The organism is Nocardia sp. NPDC058666 (genome assembly GCF_042714895.1).
Classification (GTDB): Bacteria; Actinomycetota; Actinomycetes; order Mycobacteriales; family Mycobacteriaceae; genus Nocardia.
The window spans coordinates 1-18,512 of sequence record NZ_JBHXRY010000023.1; the positions used below are offsets into that span (position 1 = coordinate 1).

Here is an 18,512-nt window from a genome sequence, read left to right on the forward strand (position 1 = left end):
CCGGAAGCTAAGGCCACCTGCGCCGATGGTACTGCACTCGACAGGGTGTGGGAGAGTAGGACACTGCCGGAACATCATTGCGAAAGGCCCCCAGCCATTGGTTGGGGGCCTTTTTGCGTTCCAACCACGGTCGCCTACAGTGCTTGGGTGCGCCTTGTCATTGCTCGTTGCCAGGTCGATTATGTCGGCCGACTGACCGCCCACCTTCCGATGGCTCGTCGGCTGTTGCTGATCAAGGCCGACGGTTCGGTGCTCGTGCACTCCGACGGTGGCTCGTACAAGCCCCTGAACTGGATGAGCCCGCCGTGCTGGCTGGTGGAGCAGGAAGTGCCCGACGCCGCGCCCGCGGAGCTGCCCGACGGTGTCACGCCGTTGCGCGAGGGCCAGGTGCCGGAGCCGGTGACCGCGAAGGCGCTGTGGGTGGTGACCAACAAGGCCGGCGAGGAACTGCGCATCACCATCGAGGACATCGAGCACGATTCCTCGTATGACCTCGGTATCGATCCCGGCCTGATCAAGGACGGCGTCGAAGCGCATCTGCAGGAACTGCTGGCCGAGCACGTGACGAAGCTCGGGGAGGGGTACACCCTGGTGCGGCGCGAGTTCATGACCGCGATCGGCCCGGTGGACCTGCTGTGCCGCGATGCCGACGGCGCCACGGTGGCCGTGGAGATCAAGCGTCGCGGTGACATCGACGGTGTCGAGCAGCTCACCCGCTACCTCGAACTGCTCAACCGTGACCCGCTGCTCGCGCCGGTGTCGGGGGTGTTCGCGGCGCAGCTGATCAGGCCGCAGGCGAAGACGCTGGCGGAGTACCGTGGAATCCGCTGCCTCACGCTCGATTACGACGAGCTGCGTGGCACGGAGAGCAACGTTTTCCGCCTGTTCTAGGAGACAGTGGGATGCCGCGACGTAAACCACGCACGGGACGCCCCGCGGGGCCCGCGCCCCTCGGTGATGTCTACGGCCGCACCGAGGACGGTCCCGGCGACGAAACCTATATCGTGCGAACGGTTCCCGGTGCCCGCGCGGTGAAGACCTATCGGTGTCCCGGTTGCGATCACGAGATCGCGGTCGGTGTCGCGCATGTCGTTGCGTGGGCGGTCGACGGTGGCGAAGAAGACCGCAGGCACTGGCATCAGGGCTGCTGGAACGGCAGGCGCACCCGGGGTATCACCCGCCGCTGGTCTTGAATGAATACAGACGAAAACCGAAGGCCGCCTCGATGATTCGAGGCGGCCTTCGGTTCTTTCGTGGTGAATGTCGTAACGAGTCCGACAGGCGGTATTAGTTGACGTCGGCGCTCTCGCGGTCCTCGTCGACGATGTCCTCGTCGGCGACTTCCTGGATGGCCTTGTTCTGGCGCGAGCCCGACACGGACTTGTTGTTGCCGTTGTTGCTGATCGACTTACGCTCCGGGGTGCCGTCGAGCAGTTCGCTCTCCCGGTTGACCGCGGCGAGCATGGCGGGCACCGAGTCGAGCTGACCGCGGATACCGAGCAGCTGGGCCAGCACGCGGCCGCGCAGCACGCGCATCTCCTCGGCCAGTTCCTTGGCGTGCGCGATCTTGCGCTCGGAGGTCTGGGTGGCGGAGCTGATCAGGCGGTTCGACTCGTCGGTCGCGTCCTTGATCCGCTGGGCGGCCTCGGCGCGACTGGTGGCCTCGAGCTCCTCCATGGCACGGGTCAGCTTGGTGCGCCGATCGTTCATGGTGGCCTCGAAGTCCTGCTGGGTGGCCTTGCGCTTGGCTTCGGCCTCCTTGCCCAGACGTTCGACATCGGCCTGGGCGGCTTCGATGATCTTGGCGGACTCGGTGCGCGCGTTGGCGAGGGTCTGCTCGAACTCGATCTCGAGCGCCTCGCGCTTCTCCTTGGTCTCCGCGAGCAGCGACTCGTACTTGCCACGCATCTCGGTGGCCTGCTGCTCGGCGATCGACACCATCTCGGCGGCCTCGGCCTGCGCGAGTGCGCGAACCTCGGACGCTTCGTCCGAGGCCAGGCGCAGCATGCGCGAGATGCGGTCGGACATGCCTTCGGCGGTGGTCGGCGGCACGGAAAGCCGGTCGACCTCCTTGCGGAGCTCGTCGATCTCGTCACGCGCGTCTTCCAGCTGGCTGGCGAGATTGCGGGCCTGCGCGGCGGCAGCGTCCCGGTCGGTGGCGGTGACGCGAAGCTCCGCGTCGAAGCGGTCGAAGTAGTTGCGCACCTCGTCTTGCGCATAACCCTTGCGCACAACGGTGAAGGGCAGTGCAACGAAGCGATTGCGATCGGACTCAGGTGACGACATGGCACACAAAATACAGCCTCGAGCCAGGCTATGGAGACTCGACCGTGAATGTGATCTCGCCGAGATGAACCGACCGTACCGGCGTACTAGTGCGTAACATCCGGGTTCGGCTCCACGAGCTCGACCAGCACACCGCCAGCATCCTTCGGATGGATGAAATTGATGCGGGAATCGGCGGTTCCGTGGCGGGGTGCTTCGTACAGCAAACGCACGCCACGTCCGCGCAGGAAGCCCGACACCGCCTCGATATCGGTGACCCGGTAGGCCAGCTGCTGCAGTCCGGGGCCGCTGCGGTCGATGAACTTGGCGATGGTGGACTCCGGCGACAGCGGGGCCAGCAACTGCAGAGCGGCCGCGCGGTCGGCGGCGGCGGGGCACGACAGCATGGCCTCGATGACGCCCTGGGCCTCGTTGACCTCGCGGTGGGTCTCGACCATGCCCAGGTTGTCGGTGTACCAGGCCACGGCGACGTCGAGGTCGGGCACGGCGATGCCGACGTGGTCGATGGCGATGACGTAATCGGCGGGGATGAAGTTCTCGTTGGTCACCCTGTCAAGCTAGCGCGGACCTGCGTGCCGGGCGCGAGCCGATACCGGTTACCGTGGAGGACAACTCCTGAACGCGTGTGGCGGTGCCGTCTGCGTCCGGCGAGGTTCGACTCAATGAATGCGAGGCTTTCGTGACCACTTCTGTCATCGTGTCCGGTGCGCGTACCCCGGTCGGTCGGCTGCTCGGCGGCCTCAAGGGCTTCAAGGCCTCGGATCTCGCCGGTGTGGCCATCAAGGCCGCGCTGGAAAAAGGTGGCGTCGCCCCCGAGCAGGTCGACTACGTGATCCTGGGTCAGGTGCTGCAGGCCGGTGCCGGGCAGCTGCCCGCGCGTCAGGCCGCCATCGCCGGTGGGATCCCGATGGATGTGCCGTCGATCCTGATCAACAAGGTGTGCCTGTCGGGCATCAACGCGATCGCGTTGGCCGATCAGCTGATTCGCGCCGGTGAGCACGAGATCATCGTGGCCGGTGGCATGGAATCCATGAGCCAGACCCCGCACCTGCTGCCCAAGAGCCGCGAGGGCTTCAAGTACGGCGACACCACGCTGGTCGACCACATGGCCTACGACGGCCTGCACGACGTGATCACCGACCAGGCCATGGGCCTGCTCACCGAGGACCGCAACGACCTGGACAAGGTCAGCCGCGAGGAGCAGGACGCGCTGGCCGCGGCCTCGCACCAGCGCGCCGCTGCCGCGTGGAAGAACGGGCTGTTCGAAGACGAGGTCGTGCCGGTCGCCGTGCCGCAGCGCAAGGGTGACCCGGTTTATGTGACCGAGGACGAGGGCATTCGCGCCGACACCACGACCGAGTCGCTGGGCAAGCTGCGTCCGGCCTTCCGCAAGGACGGCACGGTCACCGCCGGCACCGCCTCGCAGATTTCCGACGGTGCGGCCGCGGTGGTCGTGATGAGCAAGGCCAAGGCCGAAGAGCTGGGGCTGGAGTGGATCGCGGAGATCGGCGCCTCGGGCCAGGTCGCCGGGCCGGATTCGACGCTGCAGGACCAGCCGGCCAACGCCATTCTCGCCGCGTGCGCGAAGGAGGGCATTACGCCCGCTGAGCTGGACCTGATCGAGATCAACGAGGCGTTCGCGGCCGTGGGTGTGGCTTCGACTCGCAAGCTCGGGTATGACCCGGAGAAGGTCAACGTCAACGGTGGGGCTATCGCCATCGGGCATCCGCTGGGGATGTCGGGGGCGCGGATTCTGCTGCATCTGGCGCTGGAGTTGAAGCGTCGCGGTGGTGGGGTCGGTGCTGCGGCGCTGTGTGGTGGTGGCGGTCAGGGTGACGCGCTGATCATTCGCGTGCCTGCCTGATTCTGTTCGACCGACGGCCCCGGTGTTCTCGCGAATGCCGGGGCCGTCGTTGTGAGCCATCCAACTACGTTGTGTCGTAGGTCATGCTGCACAATGGCTGTTATGGGTGAATTCTTCGATGTCAGGACGCCGGCGAAGCGGTTTCGACTGTTCGCGATCGCCGAGGCGATCTCGTGGATCGGACTGCTGATCGGGATGGCGTTCAAATGGATTCCGTTCTTCCTGGACAAGCTGGGCGTGCTGACCGATCCGCAATGGGTTGTCGGCGTCAAGATCTTCGGGCCGGTGCACGGCACGATTTTCGTCGGCTATCTGATCGTGACGCTGGTTGTGTCGCGGGAGCTGGAATGGACGCGGCGCACGCTGCTGCTCGCGCTGGGCGCCAGCGTTCCGCCGCTGGCCACGGTGTGGTTCGAGCGCTGGGCCGAGCGCACCGGGCAGCTGGGTGAGCTCAGTGTCGACGCGGGCAAGGGCGCCGCGGCTGCTTCCTCGAACGCTTCGTGACAAACTGAAACCGTGACTCGACCCGCTGCCCGTCGTCCTTCGCCCGTCGCTGCCGCCGCCATGTCCGGTGCGGTGGATCTGTCCGCGCTGAAGCAGCCGCCCGCCGCACCCGGTGGGCCTGCGGCTGCCGCTGCCGCGGGGAACCACACGGTCACCGAGGCGGATTTCGAAGCCAAGGTGATCCGGCGGTCGACGCAGGTGCCCGTGGTGGTCGCGCTGTACTCGCAGCGTAGCCAGGGCAGCGTCGACCTGGTTCGCACGCTGGAACGGTTCAATGTCGAGGACCGTGGTGCGTGGGATCTGGCCGTGATCGAGGCCGAGCCGAACATGAACATCGTCCAGGCACTGCGGGTGCAGGGCATTCCGACGGTGATCGCGGTGGCGGCCGGGCAGCCGTTGGCCGATTTCGAAGGCGCGCAGCCTGATCCGCAGGTGCGGCAGTGGCTGGACGCGGTGATGGACGCGACCGCGGGCAAGCTCGAGGGTGATCCGGGCGCGGCCGCCGCCGAACCCGAACCCGAGGACCCGCGGTTCGTCGAGGCGGAGGACAAGCTGTCCGAAGGTGACTTCGCCGGGGCCGAGGCGGCCTACGAGGCGATCATCGCCGAGGAGCCGGGCAACGAGGAAGCCAAGGCGGCGCTGCGGCAGCTGCGGTTCCTGACCAGGGCACAGCAGCTGGATCCGGCCGTGGTGGCCACCGCCGACGCCGACCCGTCGAATCTGGACGCGGCACTGGACGCGGCCGATGTCGAGATGTTCGAGCAGCGTGCGGAGGCGGCGTTCGATCGGATCATCGCGATCGTCAAGCGCACCGCGGGCGACGACCGGACGAAGGCTCGCACGCGGCTGCTCGAGCTGTTCGAGCTATTCGACCCGGCGGAGCCGTTCGTGATCGCGGCGCGTCGCAAGCTCGCTGCCGCGCTGTACTGATACCTGCTTCGAAGCCGCCCCGGATGACCATCGCCGGGGCGGCTTCGTCGTACCTGTGGGCGTCAGGGTTTCGAGGACAACCAGAGTGCGCTATGGGGTGCCAGCGTGACGGTGGCCGAGGCGGGGTGGCCGTGGCTGGGGGTGTCGTCGGCGGTGACGGCGCCGAGGTTGCCGATGCCGGAGCCCGCGTATTCGGCGGCGTCGGTGTTGAGGATCTCGTGCCAGGAACCGGTGTGCGGCAAGCCGATTCGGTAGTTCTCGCGGGTGGAGCCGGAGAAGTTGAACACGCACGCCACCGCGGTGCCGTCGCTGCCCCACCGCAGGAACGCGAAGACGTTGGCGGCACTGTCGTCGGCTTCGATCCAGGAGTGCCCGCCGGGGGTGGTGTCCTGGGTCCACAGGGCGGGGTGGGCGCGGTAGGTGCGGTTCAGGTCCGCGACCATGGTGGAAATGCCTTGGTGCAGTGGGTTTTCCAGTTCCTGCCAGTCCAGGCCGCGATCGTTGTCCCATTCGCGGAACTGGCCGAATTCCTGGCCCATGAACAGCAGTTTCTTGCCGGGGTGCGACCACATGTAGGCCAGCAGGGCGCGCACGCCACTGGCCTTGGCGAAGTCGTCGCCGGGCATGCGCGTCCACAGGGTGCCTTTGCCGTGCACGACCTCGTCGTGGCTGATCGGCAGCACGTAGGCCTCGCTCCACGCGTAGACCAGCGAGAACGTCATCTCGTTGTGGTGCCAGCTGCGGTGGATCGGGTCGCGGCCCAGATAGCCCAGGGTGTCGTGCATCCAGCCCATGTTCCACTTCATGGTGAAACCCAGGCCGCCGACGTCGGTGCCGCGGGTGACGCCGGGCCAGGTGGTGGACTCCTCGGCGATGGTCAGCACGCCGGGATGGGCGCCGTGCACGGTGTCGTTGAGTTCCTGCAGGAAGTCGACGGCTTCCAGGTTCTCGCGCCCGCCGTAGATATTGGGTTCCCAGCCGCCGTCGGGGCGGGAGTAGTCCAGGTACAGCATCGACGCGACGGCGTCCACGCGCAGGCCGTCGATGTGGAACTCCTCGATCCAGAACGACGCGTTGGCGACCAGGAAGTTGCGGACTTCGTTGCGTCCGAAGTCGAAAACGTAAGTGCCCCAGTCCAGTTGCTCGCCGCGGCGCGGGTCGGGGTGTTCGTAGAGCGGGGTGCCGTCGAAGCGGGCCAGTGCCCATTCGTCGCGCGGGAAGTGGGCGGGGACCCAGTCCAGCAGCACGCCGATACCGGCGTTGTGCAGGTGGTCGACGAAGTAGCGGAAGTCGTCGGGACTGCCGAAACGGGAGGTGGGGGCGTAGTAGGAGGTGACCTGGTAGCCCCACGAACCGCCGAACGGGTGCTCGGCCACGGGCAGCAGCTCCACATGGGTGAATCCGGTCGCGAGGATGTAATCGGCCAGCTGGTGGGCCAATTCGCGGTAGTCCAGACCCGGTCGCCAGGAGGCCAGGTGGATTTCGTAGGCGCTGAGGGGGGAGCTGGTGGCCTCGGATTTCGCGCGACGGTCCAGCCAGGCGCTGTCGGTCCAGACGTGGTCGGCGCGCGTGACCACCGACGCGGTCGCGGGCGGCACTTCGGTCGAAAAGGCCAGTGGGTCAGCGTGATCGATGACGCGGCCGTCGGCGCCGTGGATCCGGTACTTGTAGCGGGTGCCCGGCCCGACGCCGGGGACGAAGACCTCCCACACCCCGGAACTGCCCAGTGCGCGCATCGGGGCCGAAGTGCCGCTCCAGCTGTCGAAATCGCCGAAGACGGTGACGCCACGCGCATTTGGTGCCCAGACCGCGAACGAAGTGCCGTCGACGTCGCCGTCGAGGGTGGTGTAGTGGCGGGGGTGTGCGCCCAGTACTTCCCACAGGCGCGTGTGGCGGCCCTCGCCGATGAGGTGCAGGTCGAACTCGCCGACCGTGGGCAGGAAGTGGTAGCCGTCGGCGCTGACCACGGTCTGGCCGCCGGGGTACTCGGTGCGGATGCGGTAGTCGTCGATCCGCGGATAGGGCAGCACCGACTCGAAGATGCCGTGGCCCAACGACTTCAGACGATGTTCGGTCCCGCCGACGAGCACGGTCACGGTGTCGGCGTGCGGGCGCAGGACGCTGACCGCGGTGCCGTCGGCGTGCGCGTGGGCGCCGAGGACTGTGTGCGGGTCGGGGTGGGTGCCCGCGGCCAGCAGCAGCAGATCGCGACGTTTCATCAGAATGTCTCGCGGTAGGCCAGCGGTGCGCGGGCGGCGGCTGGCACGGTCGGCAGCGACAGGATGTGCGCGACCGCGCGGGTGGGGTCCAGGCGCACGAAATTGTGTTGGCCCCAGTGGTATTCCTCGCCGCTGACCTCGTCGAAGACGGTCAGGTGATCGTGCCACTGGTGACCGATCGCGGGCATGTCCAGCGAAATATGGCCCTGCTCAGCGGAATACGGGTTCAGGTTGATGACCACCAGCACCGCGTCGCCGGTGGCGGGATCGACCTTGGAGTACGCGATCAGCGCGTCGTTGTCGACGTGGTGGAAGTGGATGCACCGCAACTGTTGCAGCGCAGGGTGATTGCGGCGCACCTCGTTGAGGCGGGTCAGCCACGGCTCGAGCGATTCGCCGCGTTCCAGGGCCCCGGCGAAGTCGCGGGGGCGCAGTTCGTACTTCTCCGAGTCGAGGTATTCCTCGCTGCCCTCGCGCACGGCTTCGTGCTCGAACAGTTCGAAACCGGAGTAGATACCCCAGGTGGGGGACAGGGTGGCCGCGAGCGCCGCGCGGATGGCGAACATGCCGGGGCCGCCGTACTGCAGGCTTTCGTGCAGGATATCGGGGGTGTTCACGAACAGATTGGGCCTGGCCTCGTCGGCCTTGGCGGCGATCTCGTAGCCGAACTCGGTGAGCTCCCACTTGTGCACGCGCCAGGTGAAATACGTGTACGACTGGCTGAACCCGCGGCGGGCCAGACCGTACAGGCGGGCGGGGCGGGTGAAGGCCTCGGACAGGAACATCACGTCGGGGTCGGTGCGCCGCAGTTGCGCGATCAACCACTCCCAGAAGTCGGCGGGCTTGGTGTGCGGGTTGTCCACGCGGAAGATGGTGACGCCCAACGAGATCCAGTGCCGGACCACGCGCAGGATCTCGGCGTAGAGACCGTCGGGGTCGTTGTCGAAGTTGACCGGGTAGATGTCCTGGTACTTCTTCGGCGGGTTCTCGGCGTAGGCGATGGTGCCGTCGGGCAGTGTGGTGAACCACTCGGGGTGGGCGGCGACCCAGGGATGGTCGGGGGCGCATTGCAAGGCCAGGTCGATGGCGACGTCGAGGCCCAGAGCTGTTGCCTGCGAAACGAATTCGACGAAATCCTGTTCGGTGCCAAGCAGCGGGTTGATCGCGTCGTGGCCGCCGTCCGCCGAGCCGATGGCCCACGGGGAACCGACGTCGCCGGGCTCGGTGGTGAGAGTGTTGTTGCGGCCCTTGCGATTCACCTCGCCGACCGGGTGGATCGGGGGTAGGTAGACCACGTCGAAGCCCATGCCTGCGATGCGAGGAAGTTCGCGCGCGGCGGTGGCGAAGGTGCCGTGGACGGGGTTGCCGTCGGCGTCGCGGCCGCCGGTGGAGCGGGGGAAGAATTCGTACCAGGAGCCGACCAGGGCGCGGCGACGCTCGACCAGCACCGAGAACTGGGGGCCGCGGGTGACCATCTCGCGCAGCGGGGTGGCGCGCAGGATGTCGGCGACCTCCTCGGAGAACGCCCCGGCCACCCGAGCGGGCAGCTGCTCGTCGCTGCGCAGGGCGGTGGCGGCGGCGCGCAGGCGTTCGAACTGCTTCTTCGGCACGGCCTGGGCGGCACGGTCGAACAGGATCGCGCCGGTCTCGAGATCATTGGCCAGGTCGGCGGCGGTTTGGCCCACCGACAGCTTCGCCTCGACCGCGGAACGCCAGGTCGCGATCGGGTCGCTCCAGCCTTCGACGCGGTAGGTCCACAGGCCCGTGGTGTCGGGGGTGAATACGGCGTTGAACACGTCGGGCTGGTAGTCGGGGGACATCCGAACGCGGGTGGTGCGGGAGGAGCCGGGGGCGCGCACGGCCAGGGTCGCAGCTACCGCGTCGTGGCCTTCGCGCCAGACGACGGCGCGGACGGGAAATACCTCGCCGACTGCGGCTTTGGCCGGGCGGCCGCCGGGGATGGACGGGGCAATTTCATCGATGGCTATCCGGCCGGTCACGTAGTCAACCTACCCGGATTTTCGACCTCTGCGTGTATTCGACGGGTCTCCCGGTAGCGCGACCGTCGGCAGTCGGGTGCGGGTGCGCGGGGAGGTTACCCGTGTTCGTGCGTGATCAGTGGGTTATGGCTGGTGATGGCCGAGCTAGCTCGGGCCGTCCGGGGTACTGTCTGGCTGGTGAAGGCACTTCGTCGGTTCACTGTCCGCGCTCATCTGCCGGAGCGGCTCGCCGCGCTGGGGGAGTTGTCCACCAACCTGCGCTGGTCCTGGCACGGGCCGACCCAGGATCTGTTCGCCGACCTGGATCCGCGGCTGTGGCGCGAGGTCGGGCAGGACCCGGTGCGGATGCTGGGCGAGGTGCCCGCGCAGCGGCTCGATGAGCTCGCGGCCGATCCCGAATACCTCGCGCGCGTCGATGCGGCCGCCGCCGGTCTGCAGGACTATCTCACGCGTCCGCGCTGGTTCCAGGAGCAGTCGGGCACCGAGGTCGCGGGGATCGCGTACTTCTCGATGGAGTTCGGTGTCACCGAGGTGCTGCCGAACTACTCCGGTGGCCTGGGCATTCTCGCCGGCGACCACCTCAAGGCCGCCTCGGATCTGGGCCTGCCGTTGATCGGTGTCGGGCTGCTGTACCGCTCCGGCTACTTCCGGCAGTCGCTGTCCGCGGACGGCTGGCAGATGGAGCACTATCCGGCGCTGGACCCGCAGGGTCTGCCGTTGCGGCTGCTCACCAGCGACGGTTCGCCGGTGCTCATCCACGTCGGTATGCCCGAAGGGCGCGTGCTGCGCGCCAGGGTGTGGATCGCGCAGGTGGGGCGAATTCCGTTGCTGCTGTTGGATTCCGACATCGCGGAGAACGATCCGGAGCTGCGCGCGGTCACCGACCGGCTCTACGGCGGCGACCAGGACCATCGGATCAAGCAGGAGATCCTGGCCGGGATCGGCGGTGTGCGTGCGGTGCGCGCCTACACCCGCGCCAACGGGCTGCCCGACCCCGACGTCTTCCACATGAACGAAGGGCACGCCGGGTTCCTCGGCGTGGAGCGCATTCGCGAATTCATCGCGGGCGGACTGGATTTCGACACCGCGCTGGCCGCCGTGCGCGCGGGCACCGTGTTCACCACGCACACGCCCGTGCCCGCCGGTATCGACCGGTTCCCGATGCCGTTGGTGCGCAGGTACTTCGGCGGATCGCACGGTGAAGCCGAATCCGCTTTACTGCCAGGGCTTTCCGTGGATCGCGTGCTCGCGTTCGGTCGGGAAGGTGACCCGTCGGTGTTCAATATGGCGCACATGGGTTTGCGAATGGCCCAGCGCGCCAACGGTGTATCGAAACTGCACGGCGAAGTCAGCCGCGACATGTTCGCGGGCCTGTGGCCGGGGTTCGACGCCTCGGAGGTGCCGATCGGTTCGGTCACCAACGGTGTGCACGCGCCCACCTGGGCCGCGCGCGAATGGATCGACAAGGCACGCGAACTGGTCGGGCCGGAGCTGGTCGAGGAGGCGCGGGGCTGGGAGAAGCTCAGCGATGTCGACCTGGGACAGCTGTGGTCCACGCGAAACACGTTGCGCGGCATCCTGATCGAGGAAGTGCGGCGCAGGCTGCGCGATTCCTGGCGGCAGCGCGGTGCCGCCGACGCCGAATTGGGATGGATCGACGACGTCTTCGATCCGAACGTGCTCACCATCGGCTTCGCCCGCCGCGTGCCCACCTACAAACGTCTCACGCTCATGCTGCGCGACCCCGAACGCCTGCGCGCGATGCTGCTGGACCCCGAACGGCCCGTGCAGCTGGTGGTCGCGGGCAAGAGTCACCCCGCCGACGACGGCGGCAAGGCGCTGATCCAGCAGGTCGTGCGGTTCGCCGACGACCCGCAGGTGCGGCATCGCATCGTGTTCCTGCCCGACTACGACATGTCGATGGCCCGCTACCTGTACTGGGGTTGCGATGTGTGGCTGAACAATCCGCTGCGCCCGCTCGAGGCCTGCGGCACGTCGGGGATGAAGTCCGCGCTCAACGGCGGGCTGAATCTGTCGATTCGCGACGGCTGGTGGGACGAGATGTTCGACGGCGAGAACGGCTGGGCCATCCCCACCGCCGACGGCATCCGCGACGACACCCGCCGCGACGACCTCGAGGCCAACGCACTGTACGAACTGGTCGAACGCACCGTGGCACCCCGCTTCTACGACCGCGACGCCGACGACGTGCCGGTGCGCTGGACCGAGATGGTGCGCCACACCCTGCAGACCACCAGCCCGAAGGTGCTGGCCTCGCGGATGGTGCGCGACTACGCGCAGCAGTACTACGGACCCGCGGCCGCGGCGTTCGGTCGCGCCGCCGCCGACGATTTCGCCGGCGCCGCGCAGGTCGCGCAATACCGCAAGCGGATCGACGCCGCCTGGCCGTCGGTGCGGATCGCGCAGGTCGACAGTTCCGGCCTGCCCGATACCCCGGTGATCGGCGCCGACCTGTCGCTGCACGCCCGCGTGGATCTGGGCGGCCTCGCGCCGTCGGACGTGGTGGTGCAGGCGGTGTTGGGCCGAGTCTCGCCCACCGACGACCTGTCCGACACGACCACTTTCGAGATGTCGCACACAGGCACCGACCACGGCCTCGAGCTGTATTCGATCCAGGCGCCGGTGCCGCTTTCCGGCGCTGTCGGCTACACGGTGCGGGTCCTGCCGCACAACGCGCTGCTGGCCTCCGACGCCGAACTGGGCTTGGTGGCCGTCGCGGGCGCGTAACGGTACCCGGTGACACGAGTGCCGGGTTATTCGATTGAGTGAACTTTCCGCTACCGTTCCGGGGCAATCTTTGTTTTGAGCCTTCTTTTGAGAACCCGGACTGGAGAGTCATGGCCAGCGATGTACTGACCCGCGCCCGAGGGCGCATCGACGGATATTTCGGTGTCTCGTCGAGTGGGTCAACCTTCAAGCGCGAGGCGATGGCGGGGACGGTCACGTTCCTGGCGATGTCCTACGTGCTCGCGGTGAACCCGTCGATCCTCGGTGACGAGGGCGCCCTCGGCGACAAAGGCATCCCCATGCAGGCGGTTTTCACCGCCACGGCCGTCGCCGCGATCTTCGGCACCCTGGTCATGGGCATCTGGGCGAAGTACCCGATCGCGCTGGCGCCGGGCATGGGCCTGAACGCGTTCTTCGCGTACACCGTGGTGTTGAGCATGGGTATTCCGTGGCAGGTGGCGCTGTCGGGCACGCTGCTGTCGGGCATCATCTTCTTCATTCTGGCGATCACGAAAGTCCGGGAACGCATTCTCAACGCGATCCCGCTGCAGTTGAAGTTCGCGGTCGGCGCGGGCATCGGCCTGTTCGTGGCGTTCCTTGGGTTGAAGAACGCGGGCATCGTGGTCAACAGCGAAGCGACGTTGGTCACGCTGGGCGACTTCCACAAGGGCACCACGCTGCTGGCGCTGTTCGGTCTGATCGTGACCGTGATCTTCCTGGTGATCGGCTGGCACGGCGCGGTGCTCTACGGCATCGTCGCGACCACCATCCTCGGCATGGTCACCGGCTTGGTCGGGCTGCCCGACGGCATCGCGGAAATGCCGAAGGGTCTGGATCAGACCTTCGGCCAGGCGATCATCCACCTGCCCGACGCCTTCACCGGACAGATGATCGTGGTCGTGCTGACCATGCTGTTCGTGGACTTCTTCGATGCCTCCGGCACGCTGATCGGCGTCGCGAACCAGGCCGGTCTGCTGAACAAGGACGGCACGCTGCCCCGCGCCGCCAGCGCCATGGCCGCAGACTCGGTCGGCACGACCGCGGGCGCGATCATCGGTACCTCCACCACCACCGCTTACGTCGAATCGACCGCCGGTGTGTCAGCGGGTGGTCGAACCGGACTCACGGCGGTGACCACGGCGGGCTGGTTCCTGATCGCGATGTTCTGCTATCCGATCTTCGCGGTGGTCGCCGGATCGGCCGAGATCACCTCGTCCGCGCTGATCGTGGTGGGCGTGCTGATGGCGCGTTCGCTGGGTGACATCGACTGGCGACACCTCGAGTACTCGGTGCCCGCGTTCATCACCGTGATCATGATGCCGCTGACCTACTCGATCGCCAACGGCCTGGCCATGGGCATGATCTTCTACCCCATCGTGATGGTGGCCAAGGGCCGGTACAAGGAAGTGCACCCGGCCATGTGGGCGCTGATGGTGCTGTTCCTTGCGTACTTCTTCTTCCTCGTCGAGTAGGTGTTCTCGACAGAGGTATGCCTATACTGAGCCTAGGCTTGCCTAACTTGAAGGAGATCTACCCATGAAGCGTTCGCTTTTCGCCGCGTCGATGGCCGTTGCCGCCCTCTTCGCACCGGTCACCGCCGTCGTCGTCGCCACCGCGCCCGCCGCGATCGCCGCCCCGGCCACCCCGTCCGCCGGTGAGCTGTACGGCAAGCTGCAGGCCGCCATGAACGGTTCGGCTGCCGAGCTCGAGTCCGGCGATGCCAGCGGTCTCGCGGTCGTGAACCAGACCGTCAACCGGATCCCCGGTTACAGCTGGGACGTGTCGGGCCCGGTTACCGTGGACGGCGACACGCTGTCGGCCACGCTGAACAGCCGACTGGGTGACTACACCTTCCCGATCCCGGTGACCTGGGTGAACGTCGACGGGACCTGGAAGCTGTCGCAGGAATCGGAGAGCACGCTGGTCGGCTACGCCACCATGGCTTGGTGATCTGAAGTTTTCTCGAAAGGGCCGTCCCGGTGGGGCGGCCCTTTTCGTTTGCCTGTGACAGGGGTCACGGAAGTGTGGGGAGCGGCGTGAAATAGTTGCCGCGAACTCGAGGTTGTGTTCGGAGAATGCAATCGGACTACGGTCCGGTTGTGGCGACGTGCTGAATCGAGACGAGGACACGATGACCGACACCGCTACCCGCGTCACCGCTACCGCCACCACCGACGACCAGGCCACCGCCACCGGCATCGGCCTGCTGGTGCTGCGCATCGGCTTCGGCGGACTCATGGCCGCCTACGGAACCCAGAAACTGTTCGGCTGGTTCAACGGACCGGGCTGGCGCGCCAATGCCGACGGCTTCACCGCCATGGGCTACAACCCCGGCGAACTGTTCGGCACGCTGGCCGGGCTCAGCGAACTGGTCGGCGGGCTGCTGCTGGTGTTCGGGCTGTTCACGCCGTTGGCCGCGGCGATCGTGCTCGGGACGATGATCAACGCGATCAACGCGCTGTGGAGTGGCGGGCTGTTCCCCGCCGATCCGTCGGTGATGGGGTTCTCCACACCGCTGCTGTTCGCGCTGGTGGCGGTGACGGTGGCGTTCACCGGGGCGGGGCGGTTCTCGCTGGATGCCGGGCGGCCGTGGGAGCGCGGTGGCCTGAAGTGGGGTGTCGGTGCGGTGGTGCTGGCCGTGGTCGCCGGTGTGGTGACGTTGATTTTCAAGGCTGTGCTCTGAGGTAGTTCTTCTGCGGCGGTGCGGTGACCGGATTCGGTTGCCGCACCGCCTTTTTCGTGTTTCGCGGTGGGGATCGGTCATTGGTTGGACGGGTGGAGTGTGCGTTGCTGTCGGTGGCAGCGATTACGCTCGTGGCGGCGCAGGCTCGCGGTGGCGCCGGCATTGTCCGCGCATGGAAGAGGAGAGCTGCGATGAAGGCGTACGACCTGGGTTTCGGGGACTCGGCGGACAAACTGGCCGAGACACCCGGCGGTGAACCGCTCACGCTCGACGCACCGGTGCACGCCGGCTGGGTGGGCAGCGCCGGACCCGCCATCGACCCCGCCCTGTGGCCGCGCGGACCCGTCACCGGGCTGCCGATGATGCACGCGTTCACGCTGCGCCTGCCCGCCGATTACCAGCGCCGCGGCCCCGGCTTCCCCGCGATCGCGTTCTTCCAGGGTGAAGGCCAGTTCGCCGGTAGCGACGCGGTCGAAGCCGACGCGTCCTCGGACGACCCGCTGGCCCGCGACCTGGCAGGCGCCCGCCCGCACCCGAAACTGCAGGTGCTCAACGACGAGATCGGCGGCACCTTCGCCCTGATCTGGCTCACCGAAAAAGAATTCGCCGACGGTCCGGTTGCCCCACCGGCCGACGTCCGCGCCCCCGGTTCCCCCGCCGCAAGCGACGAAGGCTGCAACGCCTGGGACAACGTCGAACCCACCACCGGCATCTGGCTCGCCGAACGCACCGCCGACCCCAACGTCGGCATCCCGCCCGTCGAATACGAGCCCAACACCAAGTACCAGGACCCGCTCACCGAAGATTCCGGCTGGACCCCCTGGGCAGAACCGCTTTTCGGCCGCTCTCACCTCGGCGGAACGGCCTTCCCCGTCCAGGCCCTGCCCGAAGGCCTGACCCCGTACTACCTGGAAATCGAAGAGATCGCCGGCATGAACTTCGGCGGCGGCAACGCCCAACTCGACCTGGAGTCGGGCATCTTCGACTGGTCCTGCGGGTAGGTCAGTCCACCATGGCCGGGCGGTCGTCGTCGGGGGCGGCGGCTGCTCGGGGGGTGGGGGAGAGTTGTTGGGGGGCAGCGGGATTGATGATCGGTTCGATCGGGGCTGGTGGGAGTGTGCGTTTGCGGACGTGTATCGCGATGCAGGTCAGGGTGATGAGGTAGACGATCACGTAGATGTTCATCAGGACCTGGTGCAGTGGCCACCATGGGGGCAGTAGGAAGGTGCCTACGCTGACCCAGGTGGGGGTGTAGGTGTAGGTCCAGGCGGCGGTGGCCAGGTAGAGGGCGGCCGCGGCCAGCCACCAGGGGGCGCGGGTTTGGGCCCGGTGGATGAGGTAGACCAGCAGCGGGACGAACCAGACCCAGTGGTGGCCCCACGAATACGGGGAGATCGCGCAGGCGGTGAGGCCGCCCAGCGTCACCGACAGCAGGGGTTCGCCGCGGCGGGCCAGTATCGCGGCCAGCCACAGGGCGGCCAGGGCGATCGGGATCACGAGCAGCAGCCACAACCACACGGGGGCGGGGCCGTGGGTGAGGTGGGCGATGGCGCCGCGCAGGGACTGGTTGGCGGGGTGGACGTCGGGGGCGATGCGGCCGGAATGGAAGAACGTCGACGTCCAGTACTGGTAGGAGTCGCTGGGCAGCACCAGCGCGGTCGCGCCGATCGTGGCGAGGAACGTGAGGGTGCCGGTCGCGGCGGCTCGCCACTGCCGTTGGAACAGGTATTGGGCGATGAAATACAGCGGGGTCAGCTTGATCCCCGCGGCGAGACCGACGCCCAGACCGCGCAGCTTGCTGTTCGGCCCGCGGGAGAAGTCCCACAGCACCACCAGCATCAGCACCAGGTTGATCTGCCCGTAGTACAGCGTGGTGCGCACCGGTTCGGAGAACGTGCAGGTCAGCGTCAGCAGCGCGCTGGCGGCGGCCAGTGCGGGGGTGACGCGGTAGCCCAGCATCCGAAAGCTTTGCAGCACAACGCCGAACAGCACCAGCAGGTTGAACACCAACCACGTGGTGGTCACGTGCGCCCACGGCACCAGCAGCAGCGGCAGGAACGCCAGCGCCGAGAACGGGGTGTAGGTGTAGAGCAGGCCGTAGTGCGTGGGCTCGATGTACAGGGCGCGTTCGTGCAGCGCCCGCCAGCCGCCGTCGCGGTAGATGTGCACGTCCAGGCCGCCGACGAGAATGCCGCCGCTGTCCATCCGCGGATCCATGGTGGTGAACAGCAGCGTCACGCCTGCGACGGCGGTTCCGAGTAGCAGAAGGAGCGTCAGGGTCGTACGCGGCAGTGCCACGCCTCGAGATCTCTCCGCCACGGCCGTGCTACCGGCCGGTCCGCATCGTATGCACGACTAAGAACGTACCGCGCCGGGTCGACGGTGTTCTTGGGCGGTATGACTTCGGTAGGAAAACGACATCATTGCGGGTCCGACACGTTGCGAACCGTTCTCGAGGTTATGCGGCGGGTGCCCTGCGCTCGACAGCCGCGCACATCAGTCCGCCTGGCGCAGGGTCAGCATGGTGTCGGCACCGTGGTGGAACTCGTATCCGGTTGTGCGCAGCGCGGTTTCGATGCCCTTGTCGTGCAGTTCGGTGCGTAAGTGGTCGACCAGATCGTCCAGCGGTGCGCCGGTGTAGTCCAGCAGGGGATAGACGCGGGTTTCGGTGGGGGCCACGCGGGCCAGTTCGAGCAGGGCGGCCAGGTGGAAGTCGGCGTCGAGACGGTCGGCGTAGCTGAACAGCAGGTGCGAACTCAGGGCCAGGTCGAACGAGTCGTCGGCGCACGGCAGCGACGGCAGCGAACCGGCGAGGTAGCGGTGGGGCGCGGCGGGCAGGTCCTGTGCGAAGCGGGCGGCGGCGGCGCGGCGGATGGTGGCGTGCCGCGCGGTGGAGCCGTACCAGTCCCAGCGGTAGCGGTCGGCGTGGGCGTGCGCCCAGGCCACCGCGCGTTCGGTTTCGGGGGTCGCGCGCGCGGCCAGCTCGACTGGTGCGGTGGTGTAGATCGGATCGATCGCGGTGACTTGCGCGCCCAGCTCGCTCGCCTCGGCCGCGAAACTGGCTGCGCCACCGGGACAATCGAGGATTCTGTGACCTGATAGCTCATCGTCGGACAGCTGAAACATCGCGCGGTACTCGGCCAAAGATCGTGCGCTGACCAGAAATTCGCCGAGTACCTCGCCATCGGCGTGGTGCATCATCAGCACACGTTCTCACGAGTTGCGTTCGCACGCTTGGTGAATCAGCAGTGTGGTCAGTGCGATTGCAAGACTCGCCG

The 18,512-nt window shown here is 67.3% G+C and carries 16 protein-coding genes; 10 read left to right on the forward strand and 6 right to left on the reverse strand.

The window, feature by feature from the left end:
• The first annotated feature begins 147 nt into the window (after window positions 1-147).
• Complete coding sequence (nucS, locus tag ACFWVD_RS27255) at window positions 148-891, forward strand: endonuclease NucS (protein WP_379247569.1); 744 nt, start codon at window positions 148-150, stop codon at window positions 889-891.
• Between the two features lie 11 nt (window positions 892-902).
• Window positions 903-1,193 carry an ATP/GTP-binding protein gene (locus ACFWVD_RS27260; protein ID WP_379247571.1) on the forward strand — a complete coding sequence of 97 codons (291 nt, stop codon included), beginning with the start codon at window positions 903-905 and terminating at the stop codon, window positions 1,191-1,193.
• 94 nt (window positions 1,194-1,287) lie between these two features.
• Here ACFWVD_RS27260 and ACFWVD_RS27265 read toward each other — a convergent pair whose 3' ends face one another.
• Window positions 1,288-2,286, reverse strand: a complete 999-nt coding sequence (locus tag ACFWVD_RS27265) for a hypothetical protein (RefSeq protein ID WP_379247573.1) — start codon at window positions 2,284-2,286, stop codon at window positions 1,288-1,290.
• Window positions 2,287-2,372: 86 nt separating this feature from the next.
• Entirely contained in the window at window positions 2,373-2,834 is a 462-nt protein-coding gene (gene mce / locus ACFWVD_RS27270) for a methylmalonyl-CoA epimerase (RefSeq protein WP_379247575.1), read from the reverse strand.
• A gap of 131 nt (window positions 2,835-2,965) precedes the next feature.
• On the opposite strand from mce, the gene ACFWVD_RS27275 reads away from it, so the two are divergent.
• The 3 genes from ACFWVD_RS27275 to ACFWVD_RS27285 all read left to right on the forward strand — a co-directional run bounded on the left by ACFWVD_RS27275 (window position 2,966) and on the right by ACFWVD_RS27285 (window position 5,584).
• On the forward strand, window positions 2,966-4,150 hold the full coding sequence (locus tag ACFWVD_RS27275; protein ID WP_379247577.1) for an acetyl-CoA C-acetyltransferase: 1,185 nt from the start codon (window positions 2,966-2,968) through the stop codon (window positions 4,148-4,150).
• A 93-nt stretch (window positions 4,151-4,243) separates the two neighbouring features.
• Window positions 4,244-4,654 (forward strand): DUF3817 domain-containing protein, encoded by a 411-nt coding sequence (locus ACFWVD_RS27280; protein WP_379247579.1) that lies wholly within the window; start codon window positions 4,244-4,246, stop codon window positions 4,652-4,654.
• Window positions 4,655-4,714: 60 nt separating this feature from the next.
• Window positions 4,715-5,584: a tetratricopeptide repeat protein gene (locus tag ACFWVD_RS27285; protein WP_379247619.1), complete on the forward strand. Its 870-nt coding sequence runs from the start codon at window positions 4,715-4,717 to the stop codon at window positions 5,582-5,584.
• A 62-nt stretch (window positions 5,585-5,646) separates the two neighbouring features.
• Here the strand turns inward: ACFWVD_RS27285 and glgB are convergent, their stop codons facing one another.
• On the reverse strand, window positions 5,647-7,803 hold the full coding sequence (gene glgB / locus ACFWVD_RS27290; RefSeq protein ID WP_379247581.1) for a 1,4-alpha-glucan branching protein GlgB: 2,157 nt from the start codon (window positions 7,801-7,803) through the stop codon (window positions 5,647-5,649).
• Window positions 7,803-9,803 (reverse strand): maltotransferase domain-containing protein, encoded by a 2,001-nt coding sequence (locus ACFWVD_RS27295; protein WP_379247583.1) that lies wholly within the window; start codon window positions 9,801-9,803, stop codon window positions 7,803-7,805. Before ACFWVD_RS27295 ends, glgB begins: the two co-directional genes overlap by 1 nt.
• A gap of 177 nt (window positions 9,804-9,980) precedes the next feature.
• Here ACFWVD_RS27295 and glgP point away from each other — a divergent pair, with 177 nt between their 5' ends.
• The 5 genes from glgP to ACFWVD_RS27320 all read left to right on the forward strand — a co-directional run bounded on the left by glgP (window position 9,981) and on the right by ACFWVD_RS27320 (window position 16,235).
• Entirely contained in the window at window positions 9,981-12,551 is a 2,571-nt protein-coding gene (glgP, locus tag ACFWVD_RS27300; RefSeq protein WP_379247585.1) for an alpha-glucan family phosphorylase, read from the forward strand.
• A 110-nt stretch (window positions 12,552-12,661) separates the two neighbouring features.
• Window positions 12,662-14,023 (forward strand): NCS2 family permease, encoded by a 1,362-nt coding sequence (locus tag ACFWVD_RS27305; RefSeq protein ID WP_379247587.1) that lies wholly within the window; start codon window positions 12,662-12,664, stop codon window positions 14,021-14,023.
• A 64-nt stretch (window positions 14,024-14,087) separates the two neighbouring features.
• Window positions 14,088-14,501: a hypothetical protein gene (locus tag ACFWVD_RS27310; protein ID WP_379247589.1), complete on the forward strand. Its 414-nt coding sequence runs from the start codon at window positions 14,088-14,090 to the stop codon at window positions 14,499-14,501.
• Between the two features lie 181 nt (window positions 14,502-14,682).
• A complete protein-coding gene (locus tag ACFWVD_RS27315) occupies window positions 14,683-15,234 on the forward strand; it encodes a DoxX family protein (protein WP_379247591.1) in 552 nt (183 codons plus the stop codon).
• Between the two features lie 191 nt (window positions 15,235-15,425).
• On the forward strand, window positions 15,426-16,235 hold the full coding sequence (locus tag ACFWVD_RS27320; RefSeq protein WP_379247593.1) for a hypothetical protein: 810 nt from the start codon (window positions 15,426-15,428) through the stop codon (window positions 16,233-16,235).
• 1 nt (window position 16,236) lies between these two features.
• Here the strand turns inward: ACFWVD_RS27320 and ACFWVD_RS27325 are convergent, their stop codons facing one another.
• Window positions 16,237-17,532: a glycosyltransferase 87 family protein gene (locus ACFWVD_RS27325; protein ID WP_379247594.1), complete on the reverse strand. Its 1,296-nt coding sequence runs from the start codon at window positions 17,530-17,532 to the stop codon at window positions 16,237-16,239.
• Window positions 17,533-17,730: 198 nt separating this feature from the next.
• Entirely contained in the window at window positions 17,731-18,435 is a 705-nt protein-coding gene (locus tag ACFWVD_RS27330; RefSeq protein WP_379247595.1) for a hypothetical protein, read from the reverse strand.
• Between the last annotated feature and the right edge of the window lie 77 nt (window positions 18,436-18,512).